The organism is Streptomyces sp. NPDC031418 (assembly GCF_055581605.1).
In genome coordinates this window covers 64,335-83,270 of the sequence record NZ_JBVIJC010000014.1, presented here as the reverse complement: position 1 = coordinate 83,270, position 18,936 = coordinate 64,335, and the positions used below count along the sequence as shown (strand labels likewise).

Here is an 18,936-nt window from a genome sequence, read left to right as displayed (position 1 = left end):
CGCCGTTCACAGCCGGTGGCGCGCTCCTCGCCGGCACAAGTGCCACCGGCCACCCGCCCTGGTCTTCCACCACAGCTCTGACGGAGGTACCACCATGATCAGTAGACGCCATTTCCTGGCGAGCGCTACAGGTGTCGCGGCGGCGGTGGCCGCAGGCAACGTCCTCGCCGCCGGCACCGCCCGCGCCGCGACCACGTACACCCCTACGTGGGCCTCGGTGGATCAGCACAACGCGGCTCCCGAGTGGTTCAAGGACGCCAAGTTCGGTATCTACTACCACTGGGGCGTGTTCAGCGTGCCCGCCTACGGGAACGAGTGGTATCCGCGTCGCATGTACATCAGCGGCGATGTGTGCAACCAGCACCACATCGCCACGTACGGCGACCCGTCGGCGTGGCCGTACCACAACTTCATCAACGGCGCGAAGGACCTGAACGGCAACTTCACCAAGTTCGCCCCGAAGCTGAAGTCCGCCGGCGGGAACTTCGACCCGGACGAGTGGGCGCAGTTGTTCGTCGACGCGGGAGCGAAGTTCGCCGGCCCGGTCGCCGAGCACCACGACGGGTTCTCCATGTGGAACAGTTCGGTCAACGAGTGGAACTCGGTTGCCAAGGGCCCCCAGCTCAACCTGCTCCAGCTGTTCACCGACTCCATCCGCGCCAAGGGGCTGAAGCTCCTGGTGGCCATGCACCACGCGTACAACTTCAACGGCTATTACGACCATGCGCCCGCGCAGTCCGACCCGAGCCTGCAGAAGCTGTACGGGCAGTTGGGCACCACGGCCGAGAACCAGCTGTGGTACGGCAAGCTCAAGGAGGTCATCGACCTCGCCCAGCCGGACATCATCTGGCAGGACTTCGATCTCAACAAGATCGACCAGACACAGCAGCTGAACTTCCTGTCGTACTACTACAACCAGGCGAACACCTGGGGCCGCGAAGTCGTCGCCACCTACAAGGACGGCTTCAACCCGCACGGCGAGGTGTTCGACTACGAGCGCGGCGGCCCCAGCGACATCACCGCTCCCTACTGGCTCACCGACGACAGCATCTCCAGCTCCAGCTGGTGCTACACGGACGGCATCGGCTACTACAGCGTCCAGCAGATGCTGCACTCGCTGATCGACCGGGTCAGCAAGAACGGCAACATGCTGCTCAACATCGCCCCGATGGCGGACGGCACGATCCCCCAGGCCCAGAAGGACATCCTCCTCGGCATCGGCGACTACCTGCGCCGCTTCGGCGAGTCGGTGTACTCGACCCGGGCCTGGACCACGTACGGCGAAGGTCCCACGCACATGGGCGGCGGCGCCTTCACCGCCCCGAAGGTCGGAACGGCGCAGGATATCCGCTTCACCCGCAGCAAGAACAACACCGTCCTGTACGCCACGGTCCTCAGCTGGCCGGGCAGCACTCTGAACATATCGACGCTCAGCTCCGACCGGATCGACGTCGGTTCCCTGGCCTCGGCGCAGCTGCTGAACCCCACCGCCGGCACGTACACGAACCTGCCCACGCCGACGCAGGACTCGGCCGGGCTGCACGTGACCCTGCCGTCGTCGTCGGCGCCGTTCTCCGCCCTCGCCTACGTCGTGAAGCTGACCTTCTCCGGCTTGATCCCGGTTCTGAAGCCACTGACCGGGGCCGTGGTCTACCAGGACGTCAACTACCTGGGCGGCTCCTCCGTGCTCCAGGTCGGCTCCTACACCGCCGACCAGCTGACGCTCGCCGGCCTGCCCAGCCGCAGCCTGTCCTCGCTGAAGCTGGCCCCCGGCTACCAGATCATCGGCTACTCCGGTGACAACTTCACCGGCACCGCCTGGACCTTCACCGACGACAACGCCGACCTGCGGGTGACCGGCAACAATGACGCCGTCGTGTCGATGAAGGTGCAGCTCAACCCCTCGGCGTGGTTCAAGATCACCAACGTCACCGACGGGCTGGTGCTGGACAGCGGCGGCAACGTCCCCAGCGGCTCCAACCTCAAGCAGTGGACCTGGAACGGCAGCAGCAACCTGCAGTGGCAGGCCGTTGAGCTCGGCACCGGGTACTACAAGCTGGTCAACCGCGCCAACGGCATGGTCGCCGACGGCGGCGGCGCCACCACGAACGGCTCCCCCGCCGTGGAAGCTCCCTGGGACGGCGGCAACAGCCAGCAGTGGCAGCTCAAGTACCAGGGTGGCGGCTGGTACTGGATCGTCAACCGCGCCACCAACCTCGTCCTCGACGGCGGCGGCAGCGTGCCCTCGGGCTCCGTGACCAAGCAGTGGTCCGGGAACAGCAGCACCAACGTGCAATGGACCTTCACCAAGGTCTGAGCGGACGGGAGGGCAGGGGCCCCCGGGCTGTGAGCGCTCATGCCTGTGCTGCACATTCGCCATCGGCTGCAGCGAAGGCTGGTCGTCTTCCTGGCGGCGGTGGCGCTCGCGTTCGCCGGTCTGGTCGCCTTCGGCGGTGCCTCGCAGGCTGCCTCGCAGGGGCCGTGTGACATCTACGCGGCGGGTGGTACGCCGTGTGCGGCGGCGCACAGCACCACCCGCGCGCTGTTCGCCGCCTGCAACGGCCCGCTCTACCAGTTGCAGCGCACCTCGGACAACGCGTTCAAGAACATCGGGGTGCTGTCCGCCGGTGGTGTCGCCAACGCGGCGGCGCAGGACTCGTTCTGCGCGGGCACCACCTGCACCATCACCCGCATCTACGACCAGACCGGCCACGGCAACACCCTTGTCTACCGGGGCCCGGGCGGGACCGGAGGCGCCGACACGGCCGCCACCGCGACCACCGAAGCACTCAGCGTCGGCGGCCAGAAGGCCTACGCGCTGTACATCAATCCCGGCAACAGCTACTTCGCCTACAACTCCGCCGGCGGCGTGCCCACCGGCAGTGCACCCGACGGCGAGTACATGATCACCAGCGGCACCCACGTCAACAGCGGCTGCTGCTTCGACTACCGCAACACCGAGACCAACAACCACGACACCGGCAACGGTCACATGGAGGCCATCTACTTCGGCACCGAGAACCACTGGGGCACCGGCAGCGGCAATGGCCCCTGGATCATGGCAGACCTGGAGAACGGCCTGTTCTCCGGCGTGAACCAGCACCTCAACGCGGGCGACCCCACCGTCACCAACCGGTTCCAGACCGCCATGGTCAAGGGCGGCCCGAACCAGGGGGCCATCCGCGGCGGCAACGCCCAGTCCGGCAGCCCATCCACCTACTACAGCGGCGTGCGCCCCAACGTCTCCGGCTACAACCCCATGCACAAGGAGGGCGCGATCATCCTCGGCATCGGCGGCGACCACAGCGTCGCTGGGCCCATTCCACGCAGGACGCGACGATGTGCTTGGCCATGACCTCCTGGGCCGGACGGCCGGAGCTGAAGGACGGTTGGGCTCCCTCGTATGCCTCCCAGAGGGAGGCATGGACGAGATGGAGGGGCAGACCGTGCCGTGCCGCTTCGTCCACGGCCCAGTCGACCGCTGCCAGACTGGAGTCGGATCCGTCGACGCCCACGACGAGTGGGAGTTCCATAGCCGTCCACCGCCTTCTCGCCCGGCAGCCGAGATCCTCCTGTGAATACCGTCGCACCGCGTGCCTGTCGCCGCGACACGCCACCGGGTCCCGGGCCGGGGTGGCTCTCCGGCCGGTTTGCGAGCCGTGAGGTCCTGGCGATGCTTGAGGCATCGGCCGAACTGGGCTCCCCGGCCGCCCCTCGAGGACCGAGACATGCCCGTCACTGTTCCGCACATCGTGAGCGATGTGATGACCACGCCCGCGCTCGCCGTCGGGCGCGACGCGCGGTTCAAGGAGATTGTGCCGGTCATGGACGAGCGGCAGGTGAGTGCCGTGCCGGTCGTGAGCGGTGAAGGGCGGGTCGTCGGCGTGGTGTCCGAGGCCGACCTGCTGCCCAAGGAGGAGTTCCGGGAACGCCGGCCCACCCGCTCCGAGCGCAGGCGACTGCGGTCCGACCTGGCCAAGGCGGAAGGTGCGACCGCTGAGCAGGTGATGAGCGCGCCCGCTGTCACGGTCCGCTCGGACGAAACCTTGGCCCGGGCAGCTCGCCTCATGGCCGTGCACCATGTCAAACGGCTCCCCGTCGTCGATGCCGAGGACGGATTGCTCGGCATCGTCAGTCGTGGCGACCTGTTGAGGGTCTTCCTGCGCTCGGACGAGGACATCGAGGAGGAGGTCCGCCGCACGGTGGTGTCCTATCTGTTCCCCAAGCACGCCCACGCCCTCCACGTGTCGGTGCGAGACGGCGTCGTCAGGCTCCGCGGACCCGTCCACGACACCTCGCTCATCTGGGTCGCCAAGCGCCTCGTGAACGGGTTGGAGGGCGTGGTGGGCGTCGAGTCCCGCCTGAGCTGCGAGGGCTCCGAACCGGACAGCCCTGAGTCCGAGGCATGATCGTCTACTGATCGGCAGGGGTGATCCGGCGGCCCGTGAGATCTGTGGGCTCGATCGACACCCACATCTCGCGCTCGCCGCCCGCCCACGGCGTGGTGTGCGCGCGTCGGGCGAGCCCGCGTACCGCCTCGGGGTCCGTCACCACACGTGCCGGTCCGACGGCGAGCACGCTCCAGCCCTGACTCAGGGCGTCGTCCACGTGGTCGACCTCGAAGGCGACCTCCCTCTCCGCTGCCCGCGCCGCCACGGAGTCTGGCGCGGTCCGGAAGACGATGGCGTCATCGACGACCTCGTAATTGACCGGGACGACCACCGGACGGCCGTCGGACGTGGACACCGCGACGCGCCCCACCCCGTGCGTGGAGAGCAGGCTGCGGCATTCCTGCGGGCTGAGGTCTCGAAGCCGGGGGTGCAGCAGTGCGCGGCCCTGACCCGGTGGGAGACCGGTGCCTCCGCCACGCAGCTCGGCGACCGAGGTGCCGAGCGCGTCGGCCAGCCTGATAAGCGTCGCCAAGGTCGGATCGGCGGGCCGTTCCTCCAGGTAGGCCAAATAGTAGGGCGACATGCGTGCGCGGCCGGCAGTTTCTTCTCGGCTGAGCCCCCGCCTTCGGCGTTCGACGGCTACCCGCCGGCCGATGTCACCGGCATGGCCCGTCCCGGGCGGCCTGTACGCCGTGGACGCGGCCGCCGCCTCGTCGGCCGTCGTCGCCGCCCCGCCCGCTTCCGTAGGCTGCTGCACATCCTCGAGATGGCGGATGTGGGCGTCCGGCCCTGGAAACACGAGCGTCACGTCGTGGGTGTCGGACCAGCGCACGTCGTAGGGGGGTGTTCCGTCGTCGTGGTGCAGTCCGACGATCTCGCCGTCGCGCCTGGCGCCGCCGGTCGCCGGACTCTCGATGACGAGTTGGTCGCCGAGGTGAGCTCGCATGATCGCCGCCCTCTCCTCAGAATGGTGCTGTATCCAACCTGCCACGCGGGCCACACCGCCGCACGGGGTGGCCTGGTGTCCGCGAGGTGGGTGCCCCGCACCCGGGAGGCACCATGCATCACCGAACAGTCGAGGAGCTCATGTCCCGGAACGTCGTTCGGGCACGGCCCGACACGCCGTTCAAGGAGCTCGTCAGGCTGCTGGAGGAGAACGGGGTCACCGCCGTACCGGTGGTGGACGAGCTCGGCCGCCCGATGGGCGTGGTGTCCGAGGCCGACCTGCTGCGTAAGAGTGCCGACCAGACCGACCCGTCCGGCCGAACCCCCATCCCGCATCTGGAGGCCTGGGAGCGGGCCAAGGCCGAGGGGGCCCGGGCCGAGGAACTGATGTCCGCTCCCGCGGTGTGCGCACGGCCCGAGTGGACGGTGGTCGAGGCCGCCCGCCTCATGGAAACCCAGAACGTCAAACGCCTGCCCGTGGTCGACGAAGCCGATCGGCTGCTGGGCATCATCAGCCGTGGTGATCTGCTGCGGGTCTTCCTCCGCCGTGACGAGGCCATCCGCGAGGAGATCACCGGAGACGTTCTGCGGCGCACCCTGGGGCTCGATCCGAGGGACGTGACCGCGGAGGTGCACGACGGGCGGGTCGCCCTGACGGGCACCGTGGAGTACAGGAGTCTGATCCCCGTCATCGAGCAGTTGTGCCGGGGCGTCGACGGCGTCGTCTCGGTCACCGCGCAGATCGCGTCCCGGACGGACGACGCCCGGGACACACCTACCGGGACCTTGTGAGGCGACTGGGTTTCACAAGGGTTGACCGGCGGTCTGACGGATGCCGGGCCGCGGGGCCGCCATGCCCTCGATGTCGTGTTCGGCGGTCTCCAGCAGCTGGTGAGCGAGATCCACCAGGGCCCTGCCCGCCGCCAGCTCGTCGCCGATCTCCGGCACGTTCGTGTCCGCCGGGTGGCAGTGCGCGGTCCCGTGTCCGGTGAGCGCCGTGGTGCCGGTGTCCAGCACCAGATGAGCCTTCGTCGTTCCGTCGTCGTCCTCGAAGAGGTCGAGACGTACCTTCCACTGTCCTGTGTGCGACATCGTTCTCTCCTTGCCTCCGCGTTTCCACGATCGGACGACGGCCGTCGGGGATCACGGGGCCAAAGGTCCCCGGAGTATCGGCGACCGGCCCTGGCAGCCGGTCCTGCGGCGGTCACATCTGAGGGACGACGGCCACGGGACACGGTGCGTGATGCAGCAGCGCATGGTTGGTCAGGCCGAGTTGCAGCCCCGGATGGCCAAGTCGCCGCCGCGCACCCAGGATCAGGAGATCTGCGGTCGACGCGGCCTCCAACAGCGCCTGGCGCGCAGGTTTCTCGATCAAGCGCCGGCTCACCGTGGCGTCGCGGTACCTTTCCGCAGGACGGCGCAGAGCGTCCTCCAGTACCTGCGCCGGAGGACGCCGATGAGCCGCCAGCTGCCATGAAGGCGCCTGGGGTGTAGTACACGCACCGGACGGTGCGCTCCAGGCGTGCACGGCCTCGAGCCGACAGCGCCGCACCTCGGCCTCGCGCATCGCGAAGTCCACGGCCGTGCCGCTGCCCTCCCCGTCCTCGACACCCACGACGACGGTTCCGAACCGGGCAGCACGGTGCTCCGGGGTGCCGCGGACCACGACCACCGGGCAGTCGGCGCGTGCGGCCACGGCGAGGCTGACCGAGCCGAGGAGCATGCCGGAAAGTTCTCCGAGTCCCCTGTCTCCCCATACCAGCGCGTAGGCATTGCGGCCATGGCCGACCAAGGCGGAAGCCGCGTCCTCGTGCGACACCTCGCTGGACAGCCGCACCCCTGGTGCACCCGTCCGGGCACGTTCGACGGCAGCGTCGATCACCTCGGAGGCTTCCTGCTCACCGGCCGCCGCGTGCAGCAGGTGGAGCTGGATCCCGTGCCGGGCCGCCTCGTCGGCGGCCCAGTCGACGGCCTCAAGGCTCGCATCGGATCCGTCGATGCCCACCACCAGAGGAATCGTCACCGCTCCTGACTCCTCTCCTGCCCGCACGCCCCGCCCGCCGCCCGCGGGATCCACATGCGCCGTGGCGAGGACCGGGAGATCCTCGAAGGGGAGAAACACGTCGATCCCGGTATGCAGGCGACGTCCGGAGCGTCCACGCGATCGGACTCGTTCGCCGTCCCCTCCAGCCTCTTACGAGACGGAGACCGCCGCCATGCAACCAGTCGTAACCGTGGGCCTCGACGGCTCGCCGGCGAGCCTGGCCGCCGCTCGCTGGGCCGCCGACGAGGCCGGAAGGCGAAAGCTCACTCTGCAGTTGCTGCACGCGTGGCCGACGCTTGCCCCGGAACCGGCTCGTCTCCCCGCGGAGGCCGACCAGAACTACTGGGCGAGGCTTCTCGTCGACACGGTGCGGGCGGAACTCCGGAACCGTCACCCGGGCCTGGCCATCGGCAAGGTCCTGGTCGCCGACGATGCCCAGCACGCGCTGCTTCGAGCGGCCTCCGAGTCGGAGATGGTCGTCCTGGGCTCCCGGGGACTCGAGCCCGTCGAGAGCTACTTCCTCGGGGACGTCAGCCTGCCCGTCGTGGCACGGGCCGAGCGGCCCGTGGTGCTGGTGCGCGCCGAACCCCGGGACGAGGGGAGACCAGCCACGTCCGCGCGCCCTGTCGTCGTGGCGCTGAAGCTGAACGGATCACCGGACGGCCTACTCGACTTCGCCTTTCAGACCGCTGCGGCCAGGGGCGTTCCCGTCCTCGCCGTCCACGGCCGCAGTGTGCCGCTGTACGCACGGACGCCCTGGGGGGTGGACCACGGCTTCAGCGAGAAGACGACCCGGGACGCGCACGAGCAAGTGAGTAGAGCGCTGCACCCGTGGCACGAGAAGTACCGGCGGGTGGACGTGGTCGAGAGCATCCGTCTCGAAAGCCCCGCCAAGGCCGTCGTACAGGCTGCGGAGGGCGCCTCACTGCTGGTCGTGGGCCGCCGCAGGCACCGTGCCGGTCTGGCGCCCCACCTCGGTCCGGTGGCGCAGGCCGCCGTCCATCATGGCCGCTGCCCGGTCGCCGTGGTTCCCCATGACTGAGCCCGGTCTCCGCGAGCCGCGTGCCGACGTGTCCGCTCTCCGGGCGAGTGCCCCGCACGAGGGGGAGCGGCTGTCGCGCGCGGCGGTGTGCGAGACCCACACCGCGACGCTGTTCTTCGTCGGTGACCGGGCCTACAAGCTCAAGAAACCAGTTGATCTGGGGTTCTTGGACTACACCACGGTCGCGGCGCGCCGGACCGCGTGCGAGCGCGAACTGACGCTCAACCGTCGTTTCGCCCCCGACGTCTACGTGGGACTCGGCGAGTTCCGCAGTCCCGATGCGGAGTCACCTGAACCACTCGTGGTGATGCGCCGTATGCCGGAGGAGCGCCGCCTCTCCCACCTGGTAAGGGCAGGGGCTGCGGTGGACGACGTCCTTCGCGCCGTCGCGCGGCAACTGGCGGCATGGCACGCGCACGCACCCCGTGGCCGTGACGTGGACGAGCAGGGCACGCGGGACGCGCTGTCGGCACGATGGGAGGCGAGCTTCGCGCAGGTCCGGGAGCTGGCCGCGCACGGCGCCGTGCCCGACTGCCTGACAGAGATCGAGGGGCTGGTGCGCCGGTATCTGGCCGGTCGCAAGCGGCTGTTCGACACGCGCATCGAGCAGGGACGGGTGGTCGACGGCCACGGTGACCTGCTGGCCGAGGACGTCTTCTGCCTCGACGACGGCCCCCGCGTCCTGGACTGCCTGGAGTTCGACGACCGCCTCCGCTACGTCGACGGCCTGGACGACGCCGCGTTCCTCGCCATGGACCTGGAACACCTCGGCGCCCCGGAAGCCGCGGCATACTTCCTCGCCCGGTACGGCGAATACTCAGGGGACCCCGCGCCTCCGTCCCTGTGGCACCATTACGTCGCCTACCGCGCCTTCGTCCGCGCCAAGGTCTCGGTGATCCAGGCCGGACAGGGTGCGTCCGGCGCGGAAGTGGCGGCGCGGCGGCTTGCCTCCATGGCACTGCGCCACCTGCGCACCTCCGCAGTCGGCCTCACCCTCGTCGGCGGACTGCCGGGCAGCGGGAAGTCCACCCTCTCCGGAGCCTTGGCCGACCGGCTGGGAGTCGCCCTGCTCAGCAGCGACCGCATGCGCAAGGAACTGGCCGGCATTCCGGCGGAGCAGTCCGCTGCGGCCGGCTACGGCGAAGGGCTGTACACGCCCGAGTGGACGGCCAGGACCTACGCCGCCCTGCTCGACCGCGCGTCCGCACTGCTCTGCTCCGGTGAATCGGTGGTCCTCGACGCCACCTGGTCCGACGCCGCACAGCGCGAATCCGCTCTGCGCGTGGCCGACCGAACCAGCGCCGAACTGGTGGCCCTCCACTGCCAGGTGCCGGGCGAAGTGTCGGCGGCCCGCCTGAGCACGCGCGCCCCCGGCATCTCCGACGCCGGCCTCGACGTCGCCACCGCCATGGCCGCCAGGGAGCCGCCGTGGCCCGAAGCCGTCCCGGTCGACACCAGTGGCGCCCTGGAGTCCGCGGTCACCCAGGCGCTCGCGGCCGTACGGCCGTGGGGCAGCGGTCAGGCACCCGTCTTCCGCCGCCCTTACATGGAGCCGGACTGAGGTGTCGCGAGTGGCCGTGTCGCCCGAGCGCAGTGCGGGGGTGACCGTGGAGGTGGGGGAGCGAGGGAGCGAATGCGGTGTGAGCGCCCGTCCACCACGGCCCGGCACACACCTCCTGGGACACCGTCCCCGACCCGGTGATCGAGGAGCCGACCGACGCGATCGTGCGGATCGATGCCACCACCGTCTGCGGCACTGACCTGCACATCCGGCGGGGCGACTTCCCCGAGGTGAAGCCGGGGACGGTCCTGGGCCGCAGGTACGGACAGTGCCATGGGGGCGGCGGATGGATGTTGGGGAGCCTGGTCAACGGCACCCAGGCCGAACTGGTGCGCGTCCCGTTCGCCGATCACTCCACCACCCGACGGCCCCCCCGACCTCCCGCTCGCTGACGCGGTCTTGCTCGCCGAACTCCTCCCCACCGCCTACGAGGTCGGGGTCCCTCTGGCGCAAGAACGTGACGATCAGCACGGGCCAGGTCGACACGTCCTCCACACCTTGGCTGCTGGAGCCTTTGAAATTCGGCCGTCTGCCCGTCTCCCCTTTGGTCACCCACACCTTCGGCCTCGACCGGAGGGAAGACGCCTACGAGGTGTTCGCCCGCAGTACCGACACAGGCGCCCTCAAAGTCCTGCTGCAGCGGGAGTGAACAGGCAGGGACGGGCCGTGGGCCCGCCGGGCACGCGCGGCCTCGGTGCGGCACACGGTGGTCATGACCCCTGCCTCGTCCTTTCGACCAGGAATTGTGTCGTGTCTGACAGTGTGGTCAGTTCTGGATAGTCGTCTTCGTCGATACGGACGCCTGCCCGCCCGGACAGCAGCTCGACCAGGCTGAGGAAATCGAGCGAATCCAGTTCGAGTACATCGCGGAACTTGTCGTCCGGTTCGACCAGGGTGAAGTCGGCGTCGGGGATGATCTGCGTGATCGACTCCTTGATCAGCGACAGAGCCTCCTCGTCGTTCAGTGGCTTCATCTGACTCACAGCTCCTCCGGTCTCTGCAGAAGTCGGTCGACCGCCGTGAGGTAGCGCGCCCCCACGGCGCCGTCCGTGGCTCGGTGGTCGGCGGCCAGGGTCGCGGTCACCACCGGACGCACTCCGAGCATGCCGCCCGCGGCCCAGGGTCGCTCGACGACCGTGCCGAAGCCCACCAGGGCCACCTGGGGCGGGTGGATCACCCCGAACACGGCCTCCACGCCCTGGTCTCCCATGCTGGTGACGGTCAGGGTGGCGCCGACCGTCTCGGTCCCGCGCAGCCGCCCTCGTCGGGCATGCTGTACCAGCTCCTTCAGACGGGACATGAGGGCGTCTGGCGGCAGTGTGTCGGCGTGGTGGATCACCGGGGCGAGCAGTCCGCCCTGCCGGAGCGAGACCGCGATGCCCAGGTTGATCTCGGACGCGGGGGCGAATCCGCCGTTCTGCCAGTAGCCGTTGAGCGCCGGCACCTCGCGTGCCGCCACGGCGGCGGCTTTCAGGAGCAGGGCTGCGGGCACGAGGCGGTCGGTGGGCGCACGAGTGCGGTTGATCCGCCGGAGCCAGTCCTCGGACGCCGTGAGGTCGATGGTGGTGGACAGATAGTAGTGCGGGATCTCCCGCTTGGAGCGGCTCATGAGGTCGGCGATGGCACGGCGCATGGGGTCCGTACGGTCCTCCGGGCTGCTCTCTTTCCGTGGGGAGGCGGCCGGTCGCCGGTCGCCGTCCAGCGGGCCTCGATCGGCTCGCTCGGGTCCGGTTCCTTCGGCAAGGGTGCGCATGGCCGCGCGTACGTCCGTCGCCCGCACGGCTCCGCCGTCCCCGGTGCCCCGTACCACCGCCAGGTCGACGCCGAGGTCATGGGCGAGGCGCCGCGCGTACGGGGTGGCCCGAACCCTGGGGACGAGAGGCGGCTGGGCGTGCTCCACATCGGCACGCGTGATCCGGCCGCCCCGGCCGGTGCCGTGCAGTGTGGTCAGGTCGACACCGCGCAGCACAGCCAGGTGCCGCACGAGCGGACCGGCGCCGATCACCGGGCCGGCTCCACCGGACGGCTCGGGGGGCGCGTGTACGTGTTGGTCGGTCTGCTCCTTCCGGGATGCGGCGTGGACCGGCTCCGGAATGGCCTTGGGCTTGCGGGCCGTTTTCGTCCGAGGCGTCGGGCGCTGGTGCCGTGCGACCGGTTCTCGGCGGGCCGCCGCACGTGTGGGTGCCTTGCTCACGACGGCCTCCTCGACCGGCTCTGCGGACCTGGCCGGGACCGGCTCCGCCTCGGCCGTCACCGGCCCGTCGGCGTCGGCCCTCACGTCTGGCACGGCTTGGTCGTCGATCAGCGCGAGCGGTGTGCCCACCGGTACCCGAGTCCCCGGCTCGACGAGCAGCCGTCCCACGGTCCCGGACTCGAAGCACTCGACCTCGATGGCCGCCTTGTCCGTCTCCACGACCGCCATGACATCGCCCTTGTGTACCCGGTCCCCGGGGCTCACGAGCCATTCCTGCAGCAGTCCCTCGTCCATGTCCGCGCCGAGTGAGGGCATGGTGAACGCGGTCATCTCAGCCCGCCCTCCCGGCGACCGGCTGCCGTTCCGTGTCGTCGGCCGACTCCGGCACCGGCTCGCCGACGGCGCGCTGCGCGGCTGCGACGATCGCGCCGACCTGTGGCAGCGCGGCCTCCTCCAGTCGGCGTGCGTACGGTATGGGCACTTCGGCGCTGCACACCCGCTCGACGGGGGCGTCGAGGTCGTAGAAGTGCTGCTCCGAGAGGCGCGCCGAAATCTCCGCGGCGAGGCTGCCGGTGCGCCATGCCTCGTCGACGACGACGGCTCGGTGGGTGCGCGCGACCGAGTCGCCTACGGCGACGTCGTCCAGGGGGCGCAGTGTGCGCAGATCGATGACCTCGGCGCTGATGCCGCCGCTCGCGAGGTCGTCGGCGGCGGCCAGCGCCTTGGGCAGGGAGCCGCCGTAGGTGATCAGTGAGACGTCCGTACCGGGTCGGCGAACGGCCGCCCGGTCGATGTCGACGGGCCCGGCGGCGGCGGGCAGATCGCCCGAGACGTTGTACAGGGTGCCGTGCTCGAAGATCAGCACAGGGTCGGGGTCGGCGAGCGCGGGCGCCAGCATGTAGCGGGCATCGGTGAGGGTCGCCGGGGTGAGGACCCGCAGGCCGGGGATGTGCGCGTACCAGCCCTCCAGGCTGTGCGAGTGCTGGGCCGCGAGCTGTCGTCCCGCACCCGTGGTCATCCGGATCACGATCGGTACGGGCAGTTGGCCACCCGACATGTGGAGCAGGGTCGCCGCGTTGTTGAGGATCTGGTCGAGGGCCAGCAGGCTGAAGTTGACCGTCATGATCTCGACGATCGGCCGCATGCCCGCCAGGGCGGCACCGATGCCGGCGCCGACGAACGCCGACTCGGACAGCGGGGCGTCGCGGATCCGCTCGGGCCCGAACTCCTCCAGCAGGCCGAGGCTGACCCCGAAGCAGCCGCCGTACCGGCCGACGTCCTCACCCATCAGGAACACCCGCTCGTCGGTGCGCAGCGCCTCGCGCAGGGCCTCGCGCATGGCCTCCCGGTAGGTCGTCTTCCGTTCGGAGGGCGCGGGGGCTTCGGCGCCACGCGTGCGTGTCGTGGTCATGGCCGGGTCACCTCCGCGGGGCTGGTGACGTACTTCAGCAGCTCTTCGACGGGCTCCTCCGGAGCCTGCTCGGCGGCCTCCACGGCTGCGTCGATCTCGGCGGCCAGACGGTCTTCCAAGGTGGTGCGGACCTTGTCGGAAAGCTCCTCAGCCTCCCGGAGCCGCTGCGCGAGCCCCTCGACCGGGTCGCGTTCCTTCCAGTGCTCGATCTCGGCCTTGTCGCGGTAGCGGTCGGAGTCGTACATGGAGTGGGCGCGGAAGCGGTATGTGCGCATCTCCAGGAAGTGCGGCCCGGTTCCGGCCCGCACCCCCTCGGCGGCCCGCCGGGCGGCGTCCTCGACGGCGAAGACGTCCATGCCGTCTACGGCCCAGGAGACCATGCCGTACGCGGCCGCGCGCAGCGCGAGGTCCGTCTGGGCCTGGTGGCGGGCCAGCGCGGTGCCCATGGCGTACAGGTTGTTCTCGCAGACCAGCAGCAGCGGCAGTTGCCAGAGAGAGGCGAGGTTGGCGGTCTCGTGGAACTCGCCCTCGGCGAAGGCGCCGTCGCCGAAGAAGCAGCAGGTGACACGATTACGGCCGGTCATGCGGTCGGCGAGGGCGAGGCCCGCCGCGAGGGGGAGGCCGCCGCCGACGATCGCGTTGCCGCCGTAGAAGCGGCGGCCGGCGTCGAAGAGGTGCATCGAGCCGCCGCGGCCACGGCTGCAGCCGGTGACCTTGCCGAACATCTCGGCCATGATCGCCTCGGCCGGAACCCCGCGGGCGAGTGCGTGCCCGTGTTCGCGGTACGTCGACACGACCGCGTCGTCGGCGGTGAGTGCCTCGTTGACGCCGACGGCCACGGCTTCCTCACCGATGTAGAGGTGCATGAAACCCCGGATGCGCGCCGCGCTGTACAGCTCCACGCAGCGTTCCTCGAACCGGCGGACGCGCAGCATCGACTCCAGCAGGGCCAGGCGATGTGCCGCCTGACGGTTCGGCCGGGCGGCGGGCCGTGCAGCGCGAGCGGTGCGTGTGGTGGTCATGCGGGCTGCTCCGTCCTCGCCGCTGAGGTGGCCTCCGAAGTGGACTCTTCCAGGGTGGAGATGTCGCCCTCGGGCAGCCCGAGTTCCCGTGCTCGCAGCAGGCGGCGCATGACCTTGCCGCTACGGGTGTGCGGAAGGTGCGGGGCGAAGGCGATCTCGCGGGGCGCCACGGCCGGGCCCAGCCGACGCCTGGCGAAGGCGAGCAGATCCCGCCGGGTCGCGCTGCTCGCGTCGAAGCCCGGCCGCAGTGTGACGAACGCCTTGACGATGTTCCCGGCGACCGGGTCCGGTCGGCCGATGACTCCGGACTCGGCGACGGCCGGGTGTTCCATCAGCGCGCTTTCGACCTCGAACGGCCCGATGAGGTGTCCCGCCGATTTGATGACGTCGTCGGCCCGTCCGACGAACCAGTACCAGCCGTCGGCGTCGCGTCGCACCAGGTCGCCGGTAAGGTACCAGCCGTCCGCGAAGGCGGCAGCACTGCGTGGCTCGTCGTGCAGATAGCCGCGGAACATGGACGGCCAGCCGGGCCGGAGCGCCAGCTCACCCTCCACCCCGGGCTCCTCCAGCACGGTGACGTGGCCGCCCGCGACCTCGGCCCGGCCGTCCTCCCCGCGCCGCAGCACCGCCGCATCCACACCGGGCAGCGGGCGGCCCATTGAACCGGGGCGGATGTCGCAGGCCGCGAAGTTGGCGATCATGATGGCGCCGGTCTCCGTCTGCCACCAGTTGTCGTGCACCGGCAGCCCGAGCACGTCCCGCCCCCACACCACCGCCTCAGGATTGAGCGGCTCGCCGACCGATGCGATGAACCGCAGCGCACGCAGGTCGAACGAGCGGGGCAGATCGTACGGCCCGGTCCGCGGGGTCGTCCGCATCAGCATGCGCAGGGCCGTCGGCGCCGTGTACCAGACATTCACCCGCTTTTCGGCGAGGATCCGGTACCAGCGGCGGGCGTCGTAGTCGCCCTCGTCCACCACGACCGTCACGCCGTGCATGAGAGGGGCGATGATCCCGTAGGACATGCCTGTCACCCAGCCCGGGTCCGCGGTGCACCAGAACACGTCGTCCTCGTGGAGGTCGAGGGCGTACAGCGCGGTCATGTAGTGGGCTACGGCTGCCTCGTGCACGTGCACCGCGCCCTTGGGGATGCCGGTCGTGCCGCTCGTGAAGTGGAGCAGTGCCATGTCGTGGGGCGAGGTCGGCGGGATGGTGAAGGTGTCGGCCGCGTCGGCCATGAGGGCGTCGAGGGACAGGGTGCCGGGCAGGTCGCCCGCGTCGTCGCCGACGATCAGCACGTGCCGCAAGGCGGCGAGCCGGCCGTGTTGTCCGGCGATCTTCCTGCGGAACAGATCCGCGGTGGTGACCAGCACCTGCGCGTCGCTCAGCGTCATGCGCTGGAAGACCGGATCCGGTCCGAAGGCGGAGAACAGCGGGCACAGGACACTGGTGTTCTTCAGCGTGCCGAGGACCACGGTGTACAGCTCGGGGCAGCGCCCCAGCAGGGTCACCACCCGGTCGCCGTACCCGATCCCAAGGCCGCGGAGCACGTTCGCGAATCGTGCCGTGGAGCGGGCCAGCTCCCCGTAGGTCACCGAGGTGACGGCATCGTCCCGCCCGACACAGTGCAGCGCGACCGCTGTGGCCCGGTCCGATGCCGCGTGCCGGTCCACGGCCTCGTGCGCGATGTTCAGTCCCCGCCCGTCGGGCAGCCCCTGCAGCCTGCGGCGCGCTGCCTGCCACGAGAAGTCCGCGCACTCCTTGTCGTAGTCGCGGAGATTGGGGACTGCGCCCGCCGGGATGTCCTTCCGGATGGTCTCCCATGGCATGGCGGGCCCTCCTTCCTTGGGGGCTGCTTCTACCCTCGGCCCGAGCCGCGCCCGCCGCACTGGGTCGAAGGGCCCCGTCCGCGGCCGGTCGGCACCGGTCGTGCCGCTGCCATGCCGGCGTGCCCGCCCGCGGCCTGAGCCTGGCGATCAACGCGGCGGCCCGCGGTGAGCAGCACTGCCCGTTGCCGCCGGCACCCTGGGTGTCCGGTCAGCGTGGCCTCGGCCGGTGAGCGGCGAGGCGTTCGCGGGCCTCCGTGTAGGCGTCCGTGTCGATCTCGCCCGAGGCATAGCGCCGGTCGAGGATCTCCTCCGGGGTCTCCCGGGGCTCGCCGTCTGCCCAGCCGCGGCCGCGAGCGGAGGCACCGCCGGTCGTGGCGTGCGTCAGGCGGATCACGGCCCACACGGCGAGGACGATCAGCGCGATCCACAACAGGGGCATGAATAGCATCCAGGCCCAGTCGCCGTACCAGTACATCCGGGCCCACCTCCACCTGCGAGAGATTTCGACACTGTCTCGTGTGTTCATGGTGAGCCTTGGCCGGCCGGGGTCACCAAGGGCCCTTCGGCCTCGCTCCCGGGCCGCTCGGCACATCGTCGGCGCGGCGGCGTACCCGGAATGCTGCGATCGTGGGTAGGAGGGGACGGTGGCGATTCATGCACCGTCTGCTGCGTTTGAAGGAGGTCGGTCATGTGTGCCGACGCCCGGTCCTCAAACGTGCCGCCGACCAGGCCCTCATCGGTGTCGCCGCCAACGACCCTGCGGAAGCGGTCTACTTGCTCAACTTCGATGACGCGGACGGCAACAAGCTGACCTCGGGTGGCCGGTACGAACTGCACTTCCCTGGCGACGCGCTGCCGCCGGTCGACGCCTTCTGGTCGCTGACCGCCTGTGGGGAGGACATGAACCTCATCCCCAACCCGGCCGACCGCTACTCGGTGGGCGACCGCAGCCCCGGCCTGCTGCGGGACCCGGACGGTGGACTGACCATTCATCTGCAGCGCGAGTCGCCCGGTCAGGAACAGGAGGCCAACTGGCTGCTCACCACCGAGGAAGGCACCTGGTTCGTCGCCCTTCGGATGTACCGGCCCCGTCCCGAGGTGATCGACGCGACCTGGAGTGCCCTCCGCTGACCCGCATCGCCTGACGTTTCGGCATGGCTGAGGACGGCACGGAGACGCCCGAGAACGACCTCGCCCTACGGGCCTCGGCAGGCGAAGGGCACATCCTCCAGGGCGAACTGCAGGGGCTGGGCCGAAGGTCCTCCGATACAGGACGATGTGCCCCTCGCAACGCCCGGAGCGCAGGGTCAGGGTGAAGTTGCACCCCACTGTGCCGCACGAGACGGCAGACCCTGAAAGGCGGTGGGCAGATGTCACTTCCTCTGGTGGTGGGCGTAGATGGATCGGACTCGTGTCTGACGGCGGTCGACTGGGCCGTGGACGAGGCCGTGCGCCACGGTGTTCCGCTCAGGCTGGTGTACGCCTCGCTGTGGGAGCGCTATGAGGCCGACCTTCCCTCGGTGGGCCCCGTGCGCCCTTCCGAGCAGGTGCTGGCCGAGCACATCGTGGCTTCGGCGGCCGAACGCGCCGAACGGCGCAACTCGGATGTGAAGGTCACCACCGACATCATCCCGGAGGACGCGGTGGCCGCGCTTGTTCGCGAGGGCGGGCAGGCCTACACGCTGGTGACGGGTTCGCGTGGCCGGGGCGCTCTCAAGGGACTGCTGCTGGGGTCGGTCGGTCTTGCCGTGTCGGCCCGGGCGCACTGCCCGGTGATCGTGGTCCGGGGCGATCCGGCTGGGCTCGCGGGCACGCACGAGCGGATCCTGCTGGGCGTCGGTGACGCCGACGACACGAGCACCGAGGCCGTGCGGTACGCCTTCCGGGAGGCCGAGGTGCGCGGCTGTGTCCTGGACGTCATGCATGCCTGGCGCAGGCCCGCCTTCGGCAGGAGCGGCAACCCGGTACGTGCAGGAGGGCCGGAGGACACCTGCGAGGAGCGTGCCTCCGCTGTCCTCGACGCTCGGCTCAAGGCCGCGATCGGCGAGTATCCGCAGGTCCGGACGCGCCCGGCAACGCCGGAGGGACCGGCCGCCAAGATCCTCGTGGATCGGACGGCTGCTGCCGACCTGGTGATCGTCGGGGCACGGCGCCGCACGAGCACCTTCGGGTTGCAGCTCGGCCGCGTGAGCCACGCCCTCCTGCACCATGCCCAGTGCCCGGTCGCGGTCGTGCCCGTACGGCAGTGAAGCGTCGAGGCATCGGCACACGATGGAGAGCTCGGCATGGACGCCGCCGGCTCTCAGCCGAAGAGATGCCGGACTCTGATGGTCTCGACGATGGTTTCGACGCGCCTCCACGTGCCGCCGGGCAGCAGCATCCGATCGCCGTCCGCGCTGCAAGCGACCGAGCGGACGGTTCCGGCGGCCGGGCGAGTGGCCCGCCGCCGAGCGCTCCTGGCAGCACCCGCCGGAGCACTGCCCAAGGTGCGCTCGGC

General features: G+C 70.2%; 17 protein-coding genes and 2 pseudogenes. 9 read left to right on the top strand and 10 right to left on the bottom strand.

Features of this window, described 5'->3' with window-relative positions; translation table 11 throughout:
• Positions 1-94: 94 nt before the first annotated feature.
• Positions 95-2,317 carry an alpha-L-fucosidase gene (locus ACZ5CZ_RS22105; RefSeq protein WP_468945248.1) on the top strand — a complete coding sequence of 741 codons (2,223 nt, stop codon included), beginning with the start codon at positions 95-97 and terminating at the stop codon, positions 2,315-2,317.
• Positions 2,318-2,356: 39 nt separating this feature from the next.
• Positions 2,357-3,355 (top strand): arabinofuranosidase catalytic domain-containing protein, encoded by a 999-nt coding sequence (locus ACZ5CZ_RS22100; protein WP_468945246.1) that lies wholly within the window; start codon positions 2,357-2,359, stop codon positions 3,353-3,355.
• Here the strand turns inward: ACZ5CZ_RS22100 and ACZ5CZ_RS22095 are convergent.
• Positions 3,306-3,533: pseudogene (locus tag ACZ5CZ_RS22095) on the bottom strand (universal stress protein); the annotation flags it as partial. The gene ACZ5CZ_RS22100 and the pseudogene ACZ5CZ_RS22095 overlap by 50 nt on opposite strands.
• Positions 3,534-3,764: 231 nt before the next feature.
• Between ACZ5CZ_RS22095 and ACZ5CZ_RS22090 the strand changes: the two are divergent.
• On the top strand, positions 3,765-4,409 hold the full coding sequence (locus tag ACZ5CZ_RS22090; protein ID WP_468945243.1) for a CBS domain-containing protein: 645 nt from the start codon (positions 3,765-3,767) through the stop codon (positions 4,407-4,409).
• Positions 4,410-4,413: 4 nt separating this feature from the next.
• Here the strand turns inward: ACZ5CZ_RS22090 and ACZ5CZ_RS22085 are convergent, their stop codons facing one another.
• Positions 4,414-5,337, bottom strand: coding sequence for a pyridoxamine 5'-phosphate oxidase family protein (locus ACZ5CZ_RS22085; protein ID WP_468945240.1), 924 nt, complete (start codon positions 5,335-5,337; stop codon positions 4,414-4,416).
• A 113-nt stretch (positions 5,338-5,450) separates the two neighbouring features.
• Here ACZ5CZ_RS22085 and ACZ5CZ_RS22080 point away from each other — a divergent pair, with 113 nt between their 5' ends.
• Positions 5,451-6,128 (top strand): CBS domain-containing protein, encoded by a 678-nt coding sequence (locus tag ACZ5CZ_RS22080; RefSeq protein WP_385845310.1) that lies wholly within the window; start codon positions 5,451-5,453, stop codon positions 6,126-6,128.
• A gap of 12 nt (positions 6,129-6,140) precedes the next feature.
• On the opposite strand, the gene ACZ5CZ_RS22075 is transcribed toward ACZ5CZ_RS22080, so the two are convergent.
• Together ACZ5CZ_RS22075 and ACZ5CZ_RS22070 are read right to left on the bottom strand one after the other, a co-directional pair.
• A complete protein-coding gene (locus ACZ5CZ_RS22075) occupies positions 6,141-6,428 on the bottom strand; it encodes a DUF1876 domain-containing protein (protein WP_385845309.1) in 288 nt (95 codons plus the stop codon).
• A 112-nt stretch (positions 6,429-6,540) separates the two neighbouring features.
• Positions 6,541-7,359: a universal stress protein gene (locus ACZ5CZ_RS22070; RefSeq protein WP_468945237.1), complete on the bottom strand. Its 819-nt coding sequence runs from the start codon at positions 7,357-7,359 to the stop codon at positions 6,541-6,543.
• A 193-nt stretch (positions 7,360-7,552) separates the two neighbouring features.
• Here ACZ5CZ_RS22070 and ACZ5CZ_RS22065 point away from each other — a divergent pair, with 193 nt between their 5' ends.
• The 3 genes and pseudogenes from ACZ5CZ_RS22065 to ACZ5CZ_RS22055 all read left to right on the top strand — a co-directional run bounded on the left by ACZ5CZ_RS22065 (position 7,553) and on the right by ACZ5CZ_RS22055 (position 10,632).
• Entirely contained in the window at positions 7,553-8,422 is an 870-nt protein-coding gene (locus ACZ5CZ_RS22065; protein ID WP_468945235.1) for a universal stress protein, read from the top strand.
• 85 nt (positions 8,423-8,507) lie between these two features.
• Positions 8,508-9,983, top strand: a complete 1,476-nt coding sequence (locus tag ACZ5CZ_RS22060) for a bifunctional aminoglycoside phosphotransferase/ATP-binding protein (protein WP_468945422.1) — start codon at positions 8,508-8,510, stop codon at positions 9,981-9,983.
• Positions 9,984-10,120: 137 nt separating this feature from the next.
• Positions 10,121-10,632: pseudogene (locus tag ACZ5CZ_RS22055) on the top strand (MDR/zinc-dependent alcohol dehydrogenase-like family protein).
• 61 nt (positions 10,633-10,693) lie between these two features.
• On the opposite strand, the gene ACZ5CZ_RS22050 reads toward ACZ5CZ_RS22055, so the two are convergent.
• From ACZ5CZ_RS22050 to ACZ5CZ_RS22025, 6 genes are all read right to left on the bottom strand, one after another.
• Positions 10,694-10,957, bottom strand: a complete 264-nt coding sequence (locus ACZ5CZ_RS22050) for an acyl carrier protein (protein ID WP_468945233.1) — start codon at positions 10,955-10,957, stop codon at positions 10,694-10,696.
• A 5-nt stretch (positions 10,958-10,962) separates the two neighbouring features.
• Entirely contained in the window at positions 10,963-12,507 is a 1,545-nt protein-coding gene (locus ACZ5CZ_RS22045) for a 2-oxo acid dehydrogenase subunit E2 (RefSeq protein ID WP_468945231.1), read from the bottom strand.
• Position 12,508: 1 nt separating this feature from the next.
• Positions 12,509-13,588, bottom strand: a complete 1,080-nt coding sequence (locus ACZ5CZ_RS22040) for an alpha-ketoacid dehydrogenase subunit beta (protein WP_468945228.1) — start codon at positions 13,586-13,588, stop codon at positions 12,509-12,511.
• Complete coding sequence (pdhA, locus tag ACZ5CZ_RS22035) at positions 13,585-14,610, bottom strand: pyruvate dehydrogenase (acetyl-transferring) E1 component subunit alpha (protein WP_468945225.1); 1,026 nt, start codon at positions 14,608-14,610, stop codon at positions 13,585-13,587. Before pdhA ends, ACZ5CZ_RS22040 begins: the two co-directional genes overlap by 4 nt.
• Positions 14,607-16,439, bottom strand: a complete 1,833-nt coding sequence (gene acsA / locus ACZ5CZ_RS22030; RefSeq protein WP_468945223.1) for an acetate--CoA ligase — start codon at positions 16,437-16,439, stop codon at positions 14,607-14,609. The genes pdhA and acsA overlap by 4 nt, the downstream gene beginning before the upstream one ends.
• A gap of 208 nt (positions 16,440-16,647) precedes the next feature.
• A complete protein-coding gene (locus ACZ5CZ_RS22025; protein WP_468945220.1) occupies positions 16,648-16,878 on the bottom strand; it encodes an SHOCT domain-containing protein in 231 nt (76 codons plus the stop codon).
• 215 nt (positions 16,879-17,093) lie between these two features.
• Here ACZ5CZ_RS22025 and ACZ5CZ_RS22020 point away from each other — a divergent pair, with 215 nt between their 5' ends.
• Together ACZ5CZ_RS22020 and ACZ5CZ_RS22015 are read left to right on the top strand one after the other, a co-directional pair.
• Positions 17,094-17,570, top strand: coding sequence for a DUF1214 domain-containing protein (locus tag ACZ5CZ_RS22020; RefSeq protein WP_468945218.1), 477 nt, complete (start codon positions 17,094-17,096; stop codon positions 17,568-17,570).
• A 239-nt stretch (positions 17,571-17,809) separates the two neighbouring features.
• Positions 17,810-18,688 (top strand): universal stress protein, encoded by an 879-nt coding sequence (locus ACZ5CZ_RS22015; RefSeq protein WP_468945216.1) that lies wholly within the window; start codon positions 17,810-17,812, stop codon positions 18,686-18,688.
• The last annotated feature ends 248 nt before the right edge of the window (positions 18,689-18,936 follow it).

Coding starts and splice junctions, on each gene's coding strand:
- ACZ5CZ_RS22105 (WP_468945248.1), top strand. CDS start 95: ATGATCAGTAGACGCCATTTCCTGGCGAGCGCTACAGGTGTCGCGGCG.
- ACZ5CZ_RS22015 (WP_468945216.1), top strand. CDS start 17,810: ATGTCACTTCCTCTGGTGGTGGGCGTAGATGGATCGGACTCGTGTCTG.
- ACZ5CZ_RS22100 (WP_468945246.1), top strand. CDS start 2,357: ATGCCTGTGCTGCACATTCGCCATCGGCTGCAGCGAAGGCTGGTCGTC.
- ACZ5CZ_RS22050 (WP_468945233.1), bottom strand. CDS start 10,957: ATGAAGCCACTGAACGACGAGGAGGCTCTGTCGCTGATCAAGGAGTCG.
- ACZ5CZ_RS22080 (WP_385845310.1), top strand. CDS start 5,451: ATGCATCACCGAACAGTCGAGGAGCTCATGTCCCGGAACGTCGTTCGG.
- acsA (WP_468945223.1), bottom strand. CDS start 16,439: ATGCCATGGGAGACCATCCGGAAGGACATCCCGGCGGGCGCAGTCCCC.
- ACZ5CZ_RS22085 (WP_468945240.1), bottom strand. CDS start 5,337: ATGCGAGCTCACCTCGGCGACCAACTCGTCATCGAGAGTCCGGCGACC.
- ACZ5CZ_RS22065 (WP_468945235.1), top strand. CDS start 7,553: ATGCAACCAGTCGTAACCGTGGGCCTCGACGGCTCGCCGGCGAGCCTG.
- ACZ5CZ_RS22045 (WP_468945231.1), bottom strand. CDS start 12,507: ATGACCGCGTTCACCATGCCCTCACTCGGCGCGGACATGGACGAGGGA.
- ACZ5CZ_RS22040 (WP_468945228.1), bottom strand. CDS start 13,588: ATGACCACGACACGCACGCGTGGCGCCGAAGCCCCCGCGCCCTCCGAA.
- ACZ5CZ_RS22090 (WP_468945243.1), top strand. CDS start 3,765: ATGACCACGCCCGCGCTCGCCGTCGGGCGCGACGCGCGGTTCAAGGAG.
- pdhA (WP_468945225.1), bottom strand. CDS start 14,610: ATGACCACCACACGCACCGCTCGCGCTGCACGGCCCGCCGCCCGGCCG.
- ACZ5CZ_RS22025 (WP_468945220.1), bottom strand. CDS start 16,878: ATGCCCCTGTTGTGGATCGCGCTGATCGTCCTCGCCGTGTGGGCCGTG.
- ACZ5CZ_RS22075 (WP_385845309.1), bottom strand. CDS start 6,428: ATGTCGCACACAGGACAGTGGAAGGTACGTCTCGACCTCTTCGAGGAC.
- ACZ5CZ_RS22020 (WP_468945218.1), top strand. CDS start 17,094: ATGCACCGTCTGCTGCGTTTGAAGGAGGTCGGTCATGTGTGCCGACGC.